Origin of the sequence: Ferruginibacter paludis (genome assembly GCF_030409685.1) — a bacterium.
Lineage (GTDB): Bacteria > Bacteroidota > Bacteroidia > Chitinophagales > Chitinophagaceae > Ferruginibacter > Ferruginibacter paludis.
Genome location: NZ_JAUFQJ010000005.1, coordinates 246,455 through 264,748, shown reverse-complemented (window position 1 = coordinate 264,748; position 18,294 = coordinate 246,455). Strand labels below are relative to the sequence as shown.

General features: G+C 42.0%; 14 protein-coding genes. 12 read left to right on the top strand and 2 right to left on the bottom strand.

Features of this window, described 5'->3' with window-relative positions; translation table 11 throughout:
• Positions 1-59: 59 nt before the first annotated feature.
• On the bottom strand, positions 60-1,991 hold the full coding sequence (locus tag QWZ08_RS10390; RefSeq protein WP_290337340.1) for a tetratricopeptide repeat-containing sensor histidine kinase: 1,932 nt from the start codon (positions 1,989-1,991) through the stop codon (positions 60-62).
• Between the two features lie 747 nt (positions 1,992-2,738).
• On the opposite strand from QWZ08_RS10390, the gene QWZ08_RS10385 reads away from it, so the two are divergent.
• The 11 genes from QWZ08_RS10385 (at position 2,739) to QWZ08_RS10335 (ending at position 17,121) form a co-directional block, all read left to right on the top strand.
• The gene (locus QWZ08_RS10385) at positions 2,739-4,169 is read left to right on the top strand and encodes an arabinose isomerase (protein ID WP_290337339.1); all 1,431 of its coding nucleotides are present in this window, start codon (positions 2,739-2,741) and stop codon (positions 4,167-4,169) included.
• A gap of 474 nt (positions 4,170-4,643) precedes the next feature.
• Positions 4,644-5,486 (top strand): hypothetical protein, encoded by an 843-nt coding sequence (locus tag QWZ08_RS10380; protein ID WP_290337338.1) that lies wholly within the window; start codon positions 4,644-4,646, stop codon positions 5,484-5,486.
• 135 nt (positions 5,487-5,621) lie between these two features.
• A complete protein-coding gene (locus tag QWZ08_RS10375) occupies positions 5,622-6,050 on the top strand; it encodes a hypothetical protein (protein WP_290337337.1) in 429 nt (142 codons plus the stop codon).
• A gap of 126 nt (positions 6,051-6,176) precedes the next feature.
• Positions 6,177-6,515 carry a hypothetical protein gene (locus QWZ08_RS10370; protein ID WP_290337336.1) on the top strand — a complete coding sequence of 113 codons (339 nt, stop codon included), beginning with the start codon at positions 6,177-6,179 and terminating at the stop codon, positions 6,513-6,515.
• Between the two features lie 91 nt (positions 6,516-6,606).
• Entirely contained in the window at positions 6,607-7,521 is a 915-nt protein-coding gene (locus QWZ08_RS10365; protein WP_290337335.1) for a hypothetical protein, read from the top strand.
• 69 nt (positions 7,522-7,590) lie between these two features.
• Positions 7,591-8,199 (top strand): M15 family metallopeptidase, encoded by a 609-nt coding sequence (locus tag QWZ08_RS10360; RefSeq protein WP_290337334.1) that lies wholly within the window; start codon positions 7,591-7,593, stop codon positions 8,197-8,199.
• 63 nt (positions 8,200-8,262) lie between these two features.
• Complete coding sequence (locus tag QWZ08_RS10355; protein WP_290337333.1) at positions 8,263-13,569, top strand: CHAT domain-containing protein; 5,307 nt, start codon at positions 8,263-8,265, stop codon at positions 13,567-13,569.
• A 133-nt stretch (positions 13,570-13,702) separates the two neighbouring features.
• On the top strand, positions 13,703-14,218 hold the full coding sequence (locus tag QWZ08_RS10350) for a hypothetical protein (RefSeq protein ID WP_290337332.1): 516 nt from the start codon (positions 13,703-13,705) through the stop codon (positions 14,216-14,218).
• Positions 14,219-14,302: 84 nt separating this feature from the next.
• A complete protein-coding gene (locus tag QWZ08_RS10345) occupies positions 14,303-15,643 on the top strand; it encodes a serine hydrolase domain-containing protein (RefSeq protein WP_290337331.1) in 1,341 nt (446 codons plus the stop codon).
• A 70-nt stretch (positions 15,644-15,713) separates the two neighbouring features.
• Positions 15,714-16,571 carry a helix-turn-helix domain-containing protein gene (locus tag QWZ08_RS10340; RefSeq protein WP_290337330.1) on the top strand — a complete coding sequence of 286 codons (858 nt, stop codon included), beginning with the start codon at positions 15,714-15,716 and terminating at the stop codon, positions 16,569-16,571.
• A 151-nt stretch (positions 16,572-16,722) separates the two neighbouring features.
• The gene (locus QWZ08_RS10335) at positions 16,723-17,121 is read left to right on the top strand and encodes a GlcG/HbpS family heme-binding protein (protein ID WP_290337329.1); all 399 of its coding nucleotides are present in this window, start codon (positions 16,723-16,725) and stop codon (positions 17,119-17,121) included.
• Between the two features lie 126 nt (positions 17,122-17,247).
• Here the strand turns inward: QWZ08_RS10335 and QWZ08_RS10330 are convergent, their stop codons facing one another.
• Complete coding sequence (locus QWZ08_RS10330) at positions 17,248-17,595, bottom strand: DUF6799 domain-containing protein (protein WP_290337328.1); 348 nt, start codon at positions 17,593-17,595, stop codon at positions 17,248-17,250.
• A 159-nt stretch (positions 17,596-17,754) separates the two neighbouring features.
• On the opposite strand from QWZ08_RS10330, the gene QWZ08_RS10325 reads away from it, so the two are divergent.
• On the top strand, positions 17,755-18,213 hold the full coding sequence (locus tag QWZ08_RS10325; protein WP_290337327.1) for a GNAT family N-acetyltransferase: 459 nt from the start codon (positions 17,755-17,757) through the stop codon (positions 18,211-18,213).
• Positions 18,214-18,294: the final 81 nt, after the last annotated feature.

Sequence of the window (18,294 nt, the reverse complement as noted above, 5' to 3'; positions counted from 1 at the left end):
GTGCAGCCGGTAAGGTAATTAGAGCATATGACAAAGGGTGGTGAAATAACAATTCTATCTTATTCACCGGCCTTTGGTATGGTAAAAATAAGGGTGGTGCCAACACCAACTGTACTTTCAATTTTAAAAGTTCCGGCGTTTTTTTCCATAAATTCATTTACCAGTTTTAAACCTAAACCCACGCCTTTTTCTCCCGTTGTACCGGTGGTAGTTTTTAAGTCTTGTTGATGAATGATATTATCAATTTGTGTTGCCGTCATACCAACGCCGGTATCCGACAAGGTTAACGTTATATTGTTTCCGCTATCTTTTAAATTAAAACTGATTACAGCACCCGGGTGTGAAAATTTAAGGGCATTGCTGATTGTATTGCGCACAATAATTTCAAATTGATTTTTGTCGATGAATATAGATTGAGGATAGCAATTATTTTCAATCGTAATCGATTTAGTCTTGGCCTGTTCCTGGAACAGTAAAATTATACTGTCGATAAAAGATTTTATTTCTACTGTTTCAGGTTTTGTTTGCATGCCATTTAACTGCGATGTTGACCAGGTTAGTAAACTCCCGATCGTTGCATTTAGATTGGTACTGTTTGTCAGCACACTGGGCAAGAGTCTTTCAAAGTCATCCGTGCTCACTTTTTTGCTGGCCATTAATTGCAGCAGCTTATGCAGGGTAGCGGCAGGTCCTCTTACATCATGACTGATAATGGAAAAGAGTTTATAATTATCGCTGTTGATTTTTTCCAGTGCTGCCCTTTGCTGGTTGATGATTTCGTTTTGCTCCTTTAATGTTTTATTCTTTGATAACAGCCTTACGAGGAAATAAGCCAGTAATAATAAAATGCTGGTAACAGCAACCGCAACAGTAATAATAAAGTTCAGGTATTGCTTTTTGTCTTTGATCTCGTTGTGCAGTTCGTTGATTGCGTTGATGTTTTTATCAACCTCTATATTCTGAACAATTTGTTGTAAATGATTGGTTTTTTGTTCCTGCTGAATGGAATCCCTTAACAGGAAAGCCCTGGTAAAATAGTTGCTGGATTTTTTAAAATCGCCGGTCTGGTTATAGTAATTGCCAAAGAATGAAAATATCTGTTGTTGCTCATCCAGGTAAAAATTATTATCACGTTTACCTGAAGCAATAATGCTGGCTAAAAGTTGGTTGGCACTTTCACTATATTTAAAAGCACTATCGAGCTTATTCAGTTTCAGGTATAATTCACTGAGCGAGATCCTGGTATTCAGGGCACTGCCCGGTTCATTGTTTTGCAGGCTGAGTTGTTCATCCCTTTTATAATATGGAATCGCTTCTGAAAGACGGTTGGCCAGTGTTAGGGTATAAGCCAGGTTTCCTGAAGTAATGCCTTCCCATGCAGAATTTTTCTTTGCCTTGCTGAGCTCCAGTATTTCTTTAAACTGTTCAATAGAAACAGCTGTATTGTTTTTATTCCTGTTGATTAATGCCAGCGTAGTTAAGGAGTTGAGGTCGATGTTACTTTGTATATTTTCCGGAAAAGCGTTTTTGCCACCTGCTAAAAACAGGTTGATATATTTGGTGGCGTAGTAATATTCTTTTAAGTGATAATAAAACTGCGAATAAAAATAATACAGCTGGTATTTTACATCATGGCTGGCGAAAGTGGGATTTTCTTCCATTTTTAAAACAGCCAGGTTAAACTCCTTATCTAATTTTCTTTTTTGCGATTCATTTTGAAAAATATAAAACAGGTCGTAAAAAATATATTTTGCCGCTGCTGCTTTTGCCGCCTCTTGTAAAAAATAAGTGGTGTTGAAAATTAATTCCTTGTCGCTGTTTTGTTGCAGGTGGTTTTTAATGCGCAAATCAACTGCAAGTCCTTCTTCCTGCGACTTGCTGTTCATTAATTCGTTTGCCCAAATTGTTGTGCTGTCTTGTTGGGAGTAACCTACAGATTGCTGGAAACACAGAGTTAGTGATAGGATAATAAATTTGGTAATTGGATTCATAATTTAAAGATAAAATATATTTCTTAAAATTATTTCCTGATTTGATTTTATGGAAAGGTCCAACCGGTTAGGGGGTTTTATTTTGTAACGGGCGCAAGTAACCCTGGTGATCATTGTTGTGTCACACCCTTGTACGGCGAACCCGTGTGGGACTTTTACCGGAGCGGCGCATGTTATGTGGTCCCAAAGCTTTATACACAACAGTTATAATTTTTGCCAATAGAATGTTTCATCATAGGAAGTTATTTTGTTACGCGGGCAGCGCTGCCGCAAGGGAGCAGCCGGTGGATAGCAATAGTAATAGCCCAGGTTTCAGTGCACCGTTTTGTGGATTTTGTCAGGCTGTATTTGACGTACCTGCGGCACGCCGCCGCGATCGTTTCATTTCTACCAACATTATGTTTGTATGGAACACGAAAACCCCTTGTAAAAAGCGAGGTTATTTCAATAATTACGCCCGGCGGACGAAGCTGGTGTTAATTAAGGAATCTTAAGAAAATTATTTATGGTTACCTGGCACTGGTGCAGACTGCTCATTTAGCATTAGCGTTGCCAAAAGCTGTAAAAGTAAAAGAGGACGATGCAAGGATGCCCCACACCGTTTCATAGCCCAGACCAATGTTTAATTTTTTAAACCGAAGTTGACGATGCTGGTCAAGTCTCAAAATAGCTATCAAATGTATCGCCCGGTTTTAGTTAAATTGCCATATAAAAAAGGTAACCCAAAATATCTATACAACAGATTACATGCAAACATCTTCTTTAAAAATTGGTTTATTTGCCATAGGCCTGGAGGCTTACTGGGCGCAGTTTGATGGTTTAAAAGAAAGGCTGGAAGGCTATCTTGGGGAGGTGCATCAAAAGATTGCGGACCTGCATCCCGGTGTGGTGAATACCGGGTTGGTAGATACCATTGACAAGGCTTTTGAGGCGGGCAAAACTTTCCGCCGGCAGGATGTGGACATTATCTTTTTGTATGTATCTACCTATGCATTGTCGTCGATGGTGTTGCCGGTGGTGCAGCATGCAAAAGTGCCGGTAATTATTTTAAACCTGGCCCCCGAAGCGGCAATTGATTATACCAGTTTTAATGCCAGCAGCGACCGTACAAAGATGACGGGGGAGTGGCTGGCTTTTTGTTCTGCCTGCCCTGTGCCGGAGATTGCCAATGTGTTTAACCGCGTCGGCATATCGTTTCACCAGGTTACCGGTATGCTGCACAACGATCCGTATTGCTGGAAAGAGGTGAGTGAATGGGTTGCAGCAGCAAGGGTGGCCAATATCATGCGCTTTAACAGAATGGGTTGTATGGGTCATTATTACAGTGGCATGCTGGATATCTATACCGACCTTACACAACAATACGCCAGCTTTGGCGGTCATATAGAATTACTTGAAGTAGAGCAACTGGCGACCCTGCGAAAGCAAGTGACGGCATCAGAAATACAGGAACGTCTGGCTGTGTTTAATGACAGCTTTGATGTGCAACCAGATTGTGCTGCGGCTGACCTGGAGAAAGCGGCCATTACTTCGGTGGCGCTTGACAAGTTGGTGGAGCAGCACCAGCTGGGTTCGATGGCTTATTATTACCGGGGCACCGGCAATCCCGAAAATGAAGAAGCGATCAGCTCTATTATTTTAGGTAATTCCTTATTAACTGCAAGGGGTATCCCGGTGGCGGGAGAATATGAAATTAAAAATGCCCAGGCCATGAAGATCATGGATAGCTTTGGAGCAGGCGGTTCGTTCACCGAATATTATGCGATAGATTTTACCGATGATGTGGTGCTGATGGGGCATGATGGTCCGGGCCATATTGCGATTGCGGAAGGCAAAACAAAAGTGCGGCCGCTGAAGGTATTTCATGGTAAAGTAGGCAGCGGGGTATCGGTTGAAATGTCTGTTAAAAACGGGCCGGTTACTTTATTATCCGTAGTTGAAAAAAGGGGTGGAGGATTGCTATTGCTGGTGGCTGAAGGCGCTTCTGTACCAGGTGCCATTTTAGAGATTGGCAATACCAACAGCCGGTATAAGTTTTCCACCGGCGCCCGCTGTTTTGTAAACGACTGGAACAGTCATGGCCCAGCGCATCACTGCGCTATCGGGCTTGGACATATTGCAGCGAAGATTAAAAAGTTGGGGGCTTTGCTGGAGTTGGATGTCGTGCAGGTTTGCTGAGAATACCATTCATCGCTGTATAATGATGCCATTATAAAGAGTTTGAAATCTTTCAATTTAGCAAGCAAGCGCTATTATTTGGCTTGCGTACCATACAATTAACAGAGTACATACTTTGCAGACAATCAATGGAATAAAATGGTAAGGCACTTGCTTTTCCAAAAATTAGTTTCTATATTTAACCCCTGACCTCCAAACCTGTTAATTACCAACGCTGCTGTTTACTCTACACCACAATTCATACTTGAACTTAATTGTTTCGGGATAGATATATCGCTTGACGTCCGGCGGTAATTTTTTCCGGTGACTTTATAAAACACGGTTTTGGTGATCGTGTTTTTCCAGTTTAATACCCCCAATTCCTTCCAAAAGCCCCCACTGAACCCACCGCAACTTTTATTATTTATTATCTAAACTGGCGATAACCCGGTAAGCCGAAAACGGGATGACAGAGTAGGCGGTAAAAAATATGTTATGGCAACACAAAAAAAAGCAGCTCCTAAAGCAGCACCTAAAGTAAAAGCATCTGCAGAATCCATCAGGGTAGTTCCCTTGTTCAACCCAAAAATGGGTATTAAACTGGAAGACCTCAGTGCTAAAAAAGAAGACAGTGAATTGTTAACCATGGCGCCACCAACGGCCACACCAAAACTGGTTTACAACCGCGGTCCGCTGATTAAAAACACCAAAGTATATACCATTTTCTGGGGGAAAAACTGGGCTTCCACCGCGGCATTTATTACTCTTAGAAATAACATCAATCAGTTTTTTACCGCCATACTTACCAGCTCCTTAATAGACCAGTTGGCCGAGTACAGTGTCCCTGGCGCCGCCATTGGTCATGGTAGTTTATCCGGGTCCAAAGTAATTACCAAAGCAGCGCCTAAAATGCAGATCAATGATTCATTGATCCGTACCACTTTGTCAGGCTGGATTACCGCCGGTACAGTTCCCCCGTGGGATGCCAATACGCTCTATTTTATTTACATGGATAAAGGTGTAAAAGTTACCATGGGCGGCAGCAGTTCCTGCACTTCTTTTTGCGGCTACCACGATGCTATCAGCGGCAAAAAATATTACGCGGTGATGCCATTTCCTTCCTGCTCCGGATGCCTGGGCGGAATGAATGTATTGGACGCCATCACCGGCACCAGTTCGCATGAATTGTGTGAAGCCATCACAGACCCCGTTCCACCAACCGGCTGGTATGACAATGCACATGGAGAAATAGGGGACATCTGCGCCTGGAAATTTAAAAGCGTAGCCGGATACAACGTACAACTGGAGTGGAGCAATAAGGCCAAACAATGCGTTTGATTGAATACTATTTTCCGCTCCATCTCAAACATTACAAACACGGGCCAATACAATACTAATATCCGTCAACCAATTTTATACATCCTGGTGCCGCAAGGCAGTACTTAAAAAAAAAGCATTTTAAACCAACACAATATGAAAAGAATCATTTTTAGCGGTATTTTTTTGCTGACTTTTTTTTCAGCAGTTACCATCAGCAGTTGCAGCTCCATCGCTCACTTCGACCAGGTAGCCTACTCACAAATGACGGCTGTTGAATCGGATGCGCTTTCGATGATGGACAAGGCAACAGAAGATTATGCCATTCACAAACAGGAAGTGGATGTTATCTCCAACAGAATTCAGCAGGCTTACCTGTATGATAAAAACCGCCCGAAAAATAGAATAACTGAAGAAATGTGGAAGCTGATCATGGACCCCGATGGCCATTTGTATGGTGGCTTTATAGCCCGGTGGAAATCAGAAGGAAAGTTAAAACCTGTATTTATCGCAGAAGCAAAGAAAAAAGTACAGGAAAATTTTGACCGTATTGCACAGCTGGAAAGTAAGAAGATAAAATCGTGAGCGGTGTGGTGAATGGTGAATAACGATTCGTTAGTGCACTCACTGCTGACAACTCATCACTCACCCGATACGAAACTCACAGCAATACGTGGTAACCAAAAAACATTCATCAATAAATTATTTCTTATGGCAAGTCAAGTTGATTTCGCAGACATTTTTAAACAACTGAAAACAGGCGTTGTGTCACTGGCTAAAAGTACCGTGTCAACCTATTTGAATGATGCAAAAACAGATGGTCAGAATTTACTGGCCGAGATGAAAGATGATCTGGAACGCTGGACCAAACTCCTCATCAGCGGTGACCTTACAACAAAAGATTTTGAATGGCTGGTAAACAGTGAAAAAGATTCTTTCAAAATGGCGGCACTGGAAAATGCAGGACTTGCTTTGATAAGGATTGATCAGTTCAGGAACAGTGTGTTGAACATGATTGTGGATACGGTTTTTAAGTTGGTAAAAGTATAGGAATAAGATATTTTTTGCCGCATGAAGCCTGTGGCCAGTGAGCTTCCGGGCGCCTATGGACAATTATTAATTGGCCCAACTGCAATATGAGATGAAAAAAATACCAACGGTTTACTGCCTTATTTTGATTGCATTAATGATGGCTATTGCAGCCGGTTGCAATAATGCTTCTTATGAACCAGCAGACAAAGTGCAAACAGATTCAGCGGCTCCGGCTGTTACAGGCGGTCAGGCAAATGATACAGCGAAAATAAACGATGTTAAAAAGCCAGCACCACCACCTCCGCCGGACAATGCACAAACGAAGCAGCACAATATGGATGAGATAAAGACAAATCCTGTTACCCGACACGATGTCGTTATTCATAGAATTGATACAGCTGTAATTAAGAACGTTCCCGGTACCGATACGGCTACAAAAAATAGGGATAGTGTAAAAAATAATGTTCCGGTTATTGACATCAGCAAACTTAACAATGAAGGTGTGGTAGTTTGGGAATTGCCGGAAAAGATGCGCACATTTATTGAATCATCTGTAAAAGTAAGGATCGCCACCATCGCGAATGAAATGGTGGCAAAAGCAGGAATAGATACTACGGGGAAAAATTCCGGATCAGAAAAAATAGATATCAGCGAAAAGATGAAGGTGACACTGGAGGCCGGTAAAGATTCGGATTTTATTATTGTAGCGAAAGACATCATTCACACGATACCCGGTAAGAAATATGCAGAATGGTTTTGGACAGTCACCCCGCTGAAACCCGGTACCCGCTACCTTATCTTAAAAGTGTCGCAGGTCACAGTTGTGAACGGAAAAGAGATACCGGCTGAAGAAAATGCTGTGTTGTCAAAAGAATTTACTGTAAAAGTAACGGCGGCATACGTGGCATCAACTGTATGGAATTTCATTAAATCCAACTGGGCCATCATTACCGCCATTATTACATTTTTTGCAGGCCTGCTGGTGAGAAACAAAATAAAAGAAGCAAAAGATCAGGCACCCTGATTACCGGCAAAAATTTTAGTTTAATTATTAAAGAGATACAGTTTCTTTTAAGTTTAAAAACTCGGGAATATGAGCTACCAATTATTAAAACAAGACGTACTTTTTTACCAGCGCTTTTTAAAAGCCAATGGTTTTTACGATGGCAAACTGGATGGACAATGGGGACCAAAAACAGATGCAGCAGATGCGGCTTTTGTTGCAAAAAGTCAGTCGATTAAAGCTGATTTTGGCACAGTGGATGCCAAGAGTGAGAGCAACATTGTTACCCTGATACCGGATGCACAGATTGCAGCCAGAAAGTTCCTGGCAATTCTCACCGCTGCAGGGAAAGACATTCGCATACTTTCTGGCACTCGTACCTATGCCGAGCAGGATGCATTGTATAAACAGGGACGAAACGGGAACAAATTACCAAAAGTAACCAATGCCAAAGGCGGACAAAGTAATCATAATTTTGGTTTAGCCTGGGATATCGGAGTATTTGAAAACGGTAATTATGTTGGTACTGACAGTAAATACAAAGTAATACCGGCAATGGTTCTGCCGCAATTGCCCCAGTTGGAATGGGGCGGCAACTGGATTAGTTTTAAAGACTTTCCGCATTACCAGCTGAAGTCTGTTTCTGATAGTGTGGCGGATATAAGGAACCTCTTTGAGAATGGGACAGCATATGTGTAACACTCCCGTTTCCTTTTTACGCTTCCCTGGTAACAACAATCAATACAATAAAAAACTCCTCAGATGAAAATAAAAAATTTGGCCATTCAAGGCGAAAAGCAGGCGGCCGTTCCTGAAGCGCCGGCTAACCTTACACCACTTGCATCTTATAAAATCAGCGGCAGCAACAGGGACCTTGCAGAGACCCATACCATTGACCTGAATGATAATGATAAACTGCTTGAATTTATTTTTGAGGATGAGACTACATGGCTGTGCGATGGCGCCACATTGCATGAATTGTTCCCGGAAGCAGAAGACCCTTCCAGGTCTGTTGGGGATGCATTTGTAATACCCGCCACCATCAAAACTGCTGAAAGTGACCGCGGTATATTTGGGGACATCGCGTTAAAGATTTTAAATGTTTTTGTAAAAAATAAAATCGATGACGGCGTAGCAAACATCGCATCCAAACTGGAAGATAAACACCTCGGTGGCGCGGAAGGATTGTATAAGGTAGATGCCGGTTTTAACTTGTCTCCCTTTGCAAAAATTGTTCCCAACAAACCGGTCCTGCTTTTTATTCATGGCACCAACAGCAGCACCACAGGCGCTTTCAGCGAGCTGGCCAAAGCCGATGTATGGAATTTTATTTTCAGTACTTACGGAGATAATGTGCTGGCTTTTCAACACCGTACGCTTACAAAAAGCCCCCTGCAAAATGTACTTGATTTAATAAAGCAATTGCCGGATACGGAAGATCTGCACATCATCAGCCATTCCCGCGGTGGAATTGTGGGTGACATTCTATGCCGTTACTGCAGTAAAAAAGAAGGCTTTTCTTCCGTCAATATTGATCTGCTTAAAAAAGAAAAAGGCCGCGACAATGACATAGAAACCATCAAACAATTGAACACCAGTTTTTTAAACCGCAACCTGAAGGTGAAGAAGTTCATTAGGGTAGGTTGCCCTGCAGCGGGTACTAAACTGGCATCTAAAAAACTGGAGCATATTTTAAATGTGCTTTTCAATTTATTTGGCGGAGCGGCAAATCCTTTTGCGGATATTTTAAAGGAGCTGATTGCAGAAGTGATACGGACCAAAGATGATGTAAGTGTATTGCCCGGCATTGAGGCGCAAAGTCCCGATTCTCCTTTTATTAAGATACTCAATGACCGGTCTGATGACATGGCCATTGACGGCAGTTCGCTGGCGGTTATTTCCGGCAATGGGACTACCAGTATCAGCTTTAAAGGACTGCTCGTAATTTTAGGAAAATTATTTTACTGGCAAAGAAACGACCTGGTGGTGAACACCGATTCGATGTACCTCGGTGCCAACAGAACAGGCAATATCCAGTACTTTTTTGACCAGGGTGGAGATGTAGATCACATCAAATATTTTTTAAACAATAAAACAAGGGAGGCGCTTTTTCTGGCGTTAAAAACTGCAGATGGACAACCCATACCCGGCTACAACGCCGTGCCACAGCACGAAATACCTGCAAGTGACCGTGGTGAGGTTAGAGGATTTGAACATGGAGAGCTAATGCCTTACGCCAATGTGCCTTCCGGCAAAAAGCCCATTGTTATTTTGTTGCCGGGTATCATGGGCTCTAACCTTTCCCGCAATGGGGATAAAATATGGCTTGCGTATATCAAGTCGGTATTCGGTGGCCTTACGGATATGTTACAGGTAGATGATAAAACAATTACTGCTACTTCGCTGATCAAAACATCTTACAAAAGACTGGCCGATCGTCTATCGTATAAGTATGATGTAGTAGTCTATCCGTTCGACTGGCGACGGCAATTGAATGATTGTGCCAAAGACCTGAATGATACGATCACAGGATTGCTTAAATTCAATCAGCCTATCAAAATGATCGGCCACTCCATGGGCGGTTTGCTGATAAGGGATTTTATCATCAACCACGATGATACCTGGAAGCAGCTCAATGCTTCCAAAGGCTTTAAAATTTTGTTCCTGGGGTCGCCACTGGGTGGCTCTCACAGAATATTAACCGTACTGTTTGGCATGGATTCCATCATCAATTCACTCAACTTTTTAGACCGGGTTCACACCAAAAAAGAATTGCTCGAAATGTTCTGCGCTTTCCCGGGTATACTAAGCCTGCTGCCACTTTCAACAGATAAAGACAATGACTTTGCAGACCCTGCTACCTGGGAAAGTATGCGGAATGCATTGGGAGATGGTGCATGGCCGCTGCCCGGAAAATCTTACCTGGACACATTTAAAAACTACCGCGATAATATCATCGCCAAAAGGGATAGCATTGATTACAGCAACCTGGTTTATATTGCCGGTAAAGATAAGGCCACTCCATGCGGGTATTACAACGATGTGATACCGCCCCGCACTGAGCTGGTGTTTTTGGTAACAGGCGAAGGAGACCAGAGTGTAACATGGGAAAGCGGAATACCACAACAACTGATAGATAAAAAAGCGGTGTATTATGTTAATGCCAGTCACGGAGCGCTGGCCAATGAACCCACCATTTTTGATGGTATTGAAGAAATACTGGAAACGGGGGCTACTACTTTGTTGAGCACGGCAAGGCCAGCCGTTAGAGGTGATGCAAAGGTATTTCGTATGCCGGAAGTGTACAACTTTGATGTGTCAGAGCGCGGGCTGGAAGCGGCTGTGTTTGGAAACAGTGAAGACAATGAACCTATTGCCAGCCAGGTGCCCATTGCGGTTTCTGTCAGCAACGGCGACCTGGCGTATGCATCATTCCCTGTACTTGCCGGACACTTTAACAACGATGGCATTTTGTATGCAGAAAAATCCATCGATTGCAATTTAAACTGGATGCTTTCGGCACGCCATAAACTCGGTTTATATCCCGGTGAAATTGGTACGAATTCGCTGGTATTAAGCAATGGCGGGGCATATGATTTTGCCGGTGCCATTATTGTCGGCCTCGGCGATCCGGGGAGTTTAACAGCCTACCTGCTTACAAAAACAGTTGAGCAGGGGGTAGCTAAATACCTGCTGCATATTAACAATGGTGATGCGGCAACTAACCAGGAAATAGGTATTTCTGCATTAATTATTGGTAGCGGGTATGGCGGCCTGTCCATAGATAGTTCCATTAAGGCAGTTATCGAAGGAGTAAATATTGCCAACAGTAAAGTAACAGCGGTATTTAAAAATACAGTCAAAACCATCCAGCGCATTGAGTTTATAGAATTGTTTGAAGACAGGGCACTGAGTTGTATGTATGCCATCAGCAAGCTGGAAAGCAAGGATAATAAGGCCTTCAATGTACGCATAGGCAGCAAAAAAATAAAGACGTTGTTTGGTTCTCAAACCCGGTTGATTACTGATCCATCAGATGAATGGTGGAACCGCATTACGGTAAGGCTCAAAAAAGTAAAAGAAGGTACCAACGATGTGCAAAGTTTACTGTTCAGTGCCAGTACGGGTGATGCAAGGGAAGAAGAAAGGGAACTGTTCAGCAGTACGCCGCTGATTGATTTATTCATTGATCAGGTATCCACACAAAACAACTGGAATGCCTGTGCTGCCAAAACAATCTTTGAGCTGATGATACCGAACGAATTTAAAGAGCGGTTGAAGAAGAAAGGCAATATCAGCTGGATACTGGATACCGACACGGCGGCTTATCCATGGGAACTGCTGCAGTATAGCACGGCAAACGCAAAGCCCTTGTGCGTGGATGCTGGTATGATACGGCAACTGGCAACGGCTGACTACCGCGTTAGCATTAAAAGGGTAGCGGGCGAAAAAGCGCTGATTATTGGCGATCCTTTATTGAACGGTTTTGTTAACCAGTTGCCCGGTGCTGTGAAAGAAGCTAAAGCTGTAGAGACGGTGCTTTCAAACAACGGCTATATAAAAACGTCGCTCATCAACACCAGCGCGGCAGAAATTATAACCAGCTTTTTTTGTGATGATTATAAAATCATCCACCTTGCCGGGCATGGCGCTTTCAATCCGGCATCACCAAGGCAATCAGGAATGGTAATTGGTAACGGGGAGTTTTTAACAACCTTTGATATTGAGCAAATGAGTACCATACCCGAGCTGGTTTTTGTTAACTGCTGTCATTTGGGTAAAACGAGTGGGGTAGATGAAAAGTTTTTTGAGCAACGGTATAAGCTTGCCGCTAATGTTGGTACAGAGTTGATTCGCATTGGCGTAAAAGCAGTGGTGGCAGCAGGCTGGGCAGTAAATGACGATGCAGCGATGGATTTTGCACAAATATTTTATGCACGTATGTTTGGCGGCTATAGTTTTGGCGACGCGGTCAGGGATGCACGTTCCGCTATTTATGAAAAATATCACCAGGATAACAATACCTGGGGAGCTTACCAATGCTATGGGGATCCTTTTTACCGGCTGGTGAACCGCACAGACGGAAAAAAAGAGAACAAACGCGATTATTTAATTGCCCGGGAAGTAGAAATTGATTTGCATAACCTTCGCAACAGCCTTGATATTAAGAGCACCAGCTGGAAAGATACAATCGACCGGCTTGCATTGATTTCAACTGCAAAAGACAAAGCTGAAATTCAGAGTTCAGAAATTACTGAAACGGAGGCTGCCATTTACTTTGAACTGGCGGAATATAAACTGGCGATTGAAAAATTTGAAGCCCTTAAAAACCAGGAAGATGCTACTTTCTCTGTGTCATCGCTTGAAAAGTACTGTAACGCCCGTTGCAAAAAATATGTGGAGGATTTTAAAGCAGGTGCAAAGCCGGCAGAGCTAATCACGAAGCTGAATAACATAATCGGTGAACTGGATGAATTGCTGAAAATAAATGCCACGGCAGAGAGAAAGGTTTTGCAGGCGAGTGCCAGTAAAAGAAAGGGGCTGATTACAAAAGACCCTGCTGCAAAATTACAGGCCTACAAAGATGCTATAGAATACTATTCGCAGGCCGTTGCTATTAATAAAAATGCGTCGTATGCGTTTAACCACATGCTGATTTTTGCGAGTGCTTTATACATGATAGAAAATACCGTGGCTAAACAAATGAAGTATGGCGATATGACGAAAGCACAAGTGCTAAAAGCCATTGCCAACAGGAAAAAAGCGCTGCAACTGCCTTACCGCAATATGGATTACTGGGATATTATTGACGAAGCTACTTATGATTTATCCCACTTATTTTTAGATAAAACGGAGGCGCAAAATGAGGGAAAATGGGACAGCGTGGAAGATCGCTTTCGCCGCATCTGGCGTAGTGCGGGTTCTTTGGGAAAGAAGAAAGCTGAACTGGAAAATTTTGAAATTGTCTCAGATATGCTGTCGCTTTCAACAGACAAGGCGGTGCTGTTTTACAAAGAAAAAATTGATGGCATGAAGGAAAGACTTGCGAAGGAGGTAGTGAAAAAATAATGCTTTAAAATTGAAAGGATATTTTGTTGGCGAGGCCGGATAAGATTTATGATCATCCGGCCTTTTTTATGATTACTCTTCTTGAATTTTTAGATATGATTATGCGGTTATAATTTTATTTGTATTTTACAATATGAATACCAGCTGGCGCATCCCGTTACTTTTTATTGGCACCATCATCATGTTTGTGGTGATGGGCAAAACCAGTGCTCCGCTAAAGACAACTGCGAAGTATAAAAATATCGTATACCTTGAACTTGCTTACAACAGTGAAAAAGCAGATGATATTTTAAAAGATTGGGGAAGTGCTAATATTGAGGTCGCTAAAATCAATACGTATTTTGACTTTATTTTTATCTTTTGCTATGCACTCTTTTTATATTTTACCAGCGAAAAAGCAGCCCGCATTACAAATAGTAAAGTTGGGATGAGTATTGCCCGGGGAACCTTGTGGGCGGGCATTTTAGATATAATGGAAAATGCCGGCATGCTCATTACATTGTCCGGCAATGGTTCTGATGCGGTTGCTTTTGCAACTGCTTTTTGTTCTGCAATAAAATGGGTGCTGGTAGTTATTGCAGTAGTGTATTTGCTGGTGGTTATATTGCAACTGCTATTTAATAGAAAAATAAATTTGCTTTTTATCTGAAGGATTTATTCCCACCAATCATTTCAACTTACATTTATATCTATATTCATCTCCGGGATTTTTCAACAACCTAATTTATTGCACATGAAAACACGCTTCATTTTCTCCATTATATTATTTGTACACTACTACAGTCATGCCCAGGATGCCGCTACAAAGGCGGATTCGTTGGTAAGTGCTTACGCCAGGTTATACCAGTTTAATGGTGCTGTGTTGGTGGCCGAAAATGGTACAGTGTTGTTAAATAAAGGATACGGCTATCGCAATGTTTCAGATAAAATATTAAATACTGAGCAGAGTATTTTCCAGCTAGGTTCTGTTACCAAACAATTTACAGCAGCAGTAATTTTAAAATTGCAGGCAGAAAAAAAGCTGAGTGTAACCGATCATCTGAATAAATATTTTCCAGACTATCCCAAGGGCGACAGTATTACAATTGAACAGTTGCTGACACATACCTCCGGCATTTACAATTATACAAATGATGAAAAGTTTATGGCCAATGAAATTACAAAGGCTACTAACCGCGAAAAGATAATAGCGATGTTTAAAGATAAGCCGCTGGATTTTTCACCGGGTTCCAGCTGGAGTTATTCCAACAGTGGTTATGCGTTGCTGGGCTATATAATTGAAGCCGTCACCAAACAACCTTACGAAGCAGTAGTGCGGAAATATATTTTTACACCTTTAAAAATGACGCACAGCGGATTTGATTTTACGCATTTAAAAAGCAATGATAAAACCACGGGCTACTTCAAGTTGACGGCAAGAGAAAGTGCCCCAGCGTCTATTGTTGATTCAACCGTTGCTTTTTCTGCCGGGGCAATTTACTCGACCACCGGCGACCTTTACCTGTGGCACAAGGCGTTGGAAAATTATAGCATCCTTACGAAACAACAGCAGGAAAAAGCCTTTACGCCATTAAAGGAACATTATGGCTATGGCTGGTTTATTGACAGTACTGAAGGAAAAAGAAGGGTTGGGCATGGTGGCGGTATTCATGGCTTTGTTACCAATATATCCCGTGTGCCGGCGGATGATATTTGTATTGTATTGCTGAGCAATGCATCGGATGGCACGTTGAATGATATTACAAAAAGCCTGTTCGCCATACTGTACAATAAAGAGTATGTTTTGCCAAAAGAAAAGCCGCATGTACAATTGCGGGAAGCCACACTGAAACAGTATGAAGGTGAGTATGAAATAAAACCGGAACTACATGTAGTAATGACTTTGAAAGACGGAGAACTGGTGGCATCACCTACAGGCCAGCCATCCAGCGTGATGTATGCTGAAAAGGAAGATTCGTTCTTTTTAAACGAGCCTGCCATTCAAATTAATTTTACAAGAAATGATAAAAAAGAAGTAGACGGCTTTAGCCTTCACCAGGGTGGCGCAACCATTCCCTGTAAAAAAATTAAATAAACCGGTTGATTAAATTAAAGGCGCTTTCTTTGCAAATCTGATTGCTGAAATAATATTTAATTCAACTGAAATGCCTGTCCAGAATATTCCTGAAATTTTTATCGCGAAAAAAAAATTGTTGCCTGACTTATTGGTGCATGATTACAGGATGACAGAAGATGTGGTAAAAAACAAGGCGAACCTGAGCGTTAATATGTTCAGTTTTTTACAGACGGGGCAAAAGCACATTCATTTTGCAAACGTGTCTGTGGCTGTTAATGAAAAGCAATCCATCCTGATAAAACATGGCAACTGCCTGTTTACAGAATTGCTGAACCAGGAGCAGGTGTATTATTGCAAGCTGTTTTTCTTCTCTCAAAAAATACTGGACGATTTTCTTACTAAACACAAATTCAGTTTCGCAGGCTCCAACGGCTCCGATAAAAAAGATGCACCTTTTTTTGTGATTGCCAACGATGAATACATCAACCGTTTTATCAGCTCACTGGCCGCTGTTACCCAGCTGATATCCACTACCGGTCAGCATTTGCTGGCAGTAAAGTTTGAAGAGATTATGCTTTACCTGGTATGCAAATATGGGCAACCGTTCATCCGGTACCTGAATGCATTAGCCAAATCAGATCAGCAGTCGCTGCTTAAAAAGACAGTGGAAAATAATGTGGTCACGGCATTGAAAATCGGGAAAATCGCTTTCTTGTGCAACATGAGTCTTTCCACATTCAAAAGGGCTTTTACAAAGGAGTACAATGAAAATCCCGGTAAATGGTTACAGAAAAAACGGCTTCAAAAAGCGCTTGAATTGTTGCAGGACAATAAGCAAAAACCTTCAGAAATCTTCCGGGAATTTGGATATAAAAACCTTTCCAACTTTAGCACCGCCTTTAAAAACGAGTTTGGCATTAGTCCAAGGGAAGTACCTTCAACATAATCTTTTCCGCGCTATTGGCCATGCCCGATCCGTCTGCTACGGGTTTATAATTGAACTTTTTTCATAAGTTTTTGAGCTTTATAAGTAACCGGTCGCTGTCTGCTTATTCTATATTTGCTGTGTTTAAAAATAAACTCAAAAAAAATAATTGATGAATATTACGTTAGAACAGGCAGAGAAAATGATTGCCGCTGCAAAGACAAAAGCTACTGAACTGGGAGCTAAGATGAATATCAGCGTGGTGGATGCCGGAGCCAATATACTGGCATTTGCGAGGATGGACGGTGCCTGGTTAGGTTCTGCCGACATTTCGCTGAAAAAAGCAAAAACGGCCCGCTTCTTTGATATGAACTCGGGTATTATTGGAAGCTTGTCTCAACCTGGTGGCTCTTTGTATAATATTGAACATTCTAATGGTGGCCTGATTACCTTTCCGGGAGGTGTTCCGGTGATCAATGTTTCGGGAGAAATTATTGGCGCTATCGGCGTAAGTGGCAGCTCTGTAGAAAATGATCACGTGGTAGCTACAGCAGGCGCAACAGCAATTTGATTACAAGCGGTGGTCAATTATAATGGGCTGCCCGTCAAAGGCAGCCCTTGGTTTTATTTTAGAGAGAATATAATACCAGACGCTGATTAACAGTCAAAGTTTTCAGAATCGATAAAAATGATTTCGTTACATGGGTTTTTTGGTCATTGGATCTTTCTTCATACCGGTTTTTACTTTGCCATCCATGTAAACACAATCCCCGTCTTTTAGCTGTTTGCTTGTTCCATCTTTCATTTTAACAATTCCGTCTTTACCTACAACAGTACCATTGGTCATCGTCATCTCCTGATCCATTGCCATAGTTTGCCCGCCTTTCATCACCATCATTTTGCCATCTTTCATCATTACACAATCTTTCATTGACTTCATGCTGCCCATGTGGTGCATTTTATCTTTTGCTTTTGTGGTGTCCTGGGCTGTGGCAATACTGGTACAGGCTATGGCTGCAAAAAGTAGCATCGTTAACTTTTTCATTGTTATATTTTTTTTGAGGTTATTTATGATCATTTTATATCCAAAAGTTTGCCAAGTTTGAGTCCTGTGATTCGCTCCCAAAAAATTTGTGCTGGCTTTAAGGCGTGGGGAGGTTAGCGGACTTTTAATTGCTATGTTTGCTCAAAAACCGCAAGCGACATGGAAATAGCAATTATTCAATATGAACAACAATTTGCCGCTGATTTTAAAAAACTCAACCTGGAATGGCTGGATAAATATTCGCTGACGGAGGAGGCCGATCTGAAGGTGCTGAATGATCCTGAAAAAGAAATTTTGGCAACCGGCGGATGCATTTTCCTGGCAAAAGCGGGTGGCGAAATTGTGGGGTCCTGTGCCTTGATTCCCGAGGGACAGGACGAGTATGAATTGGCAAAAATGGCTGTTGCACCTGCCTTCCAGGGTAATGGCATCAGCAAAATGTTGCTGGAAAAATGCCTGGACGAAGCAGTCAATAAAAAAGCAAAACGCATATTTTTACTTTCCAACAGCCAGTTAAATACTGCAGTAAGTTTGTATGAAAAGTATGGCTTCCGGCATATACCCGTCACCGGTTCACATTATGTTACAGCCGATGTAATGATGGAGAAAATATTATAGTATGATCTTCACACTGGCTTGTAGATTAAGATACCAAAATGCCGGATTATAAAATCATCCATCCTTTTTTCTGCAGGGGAT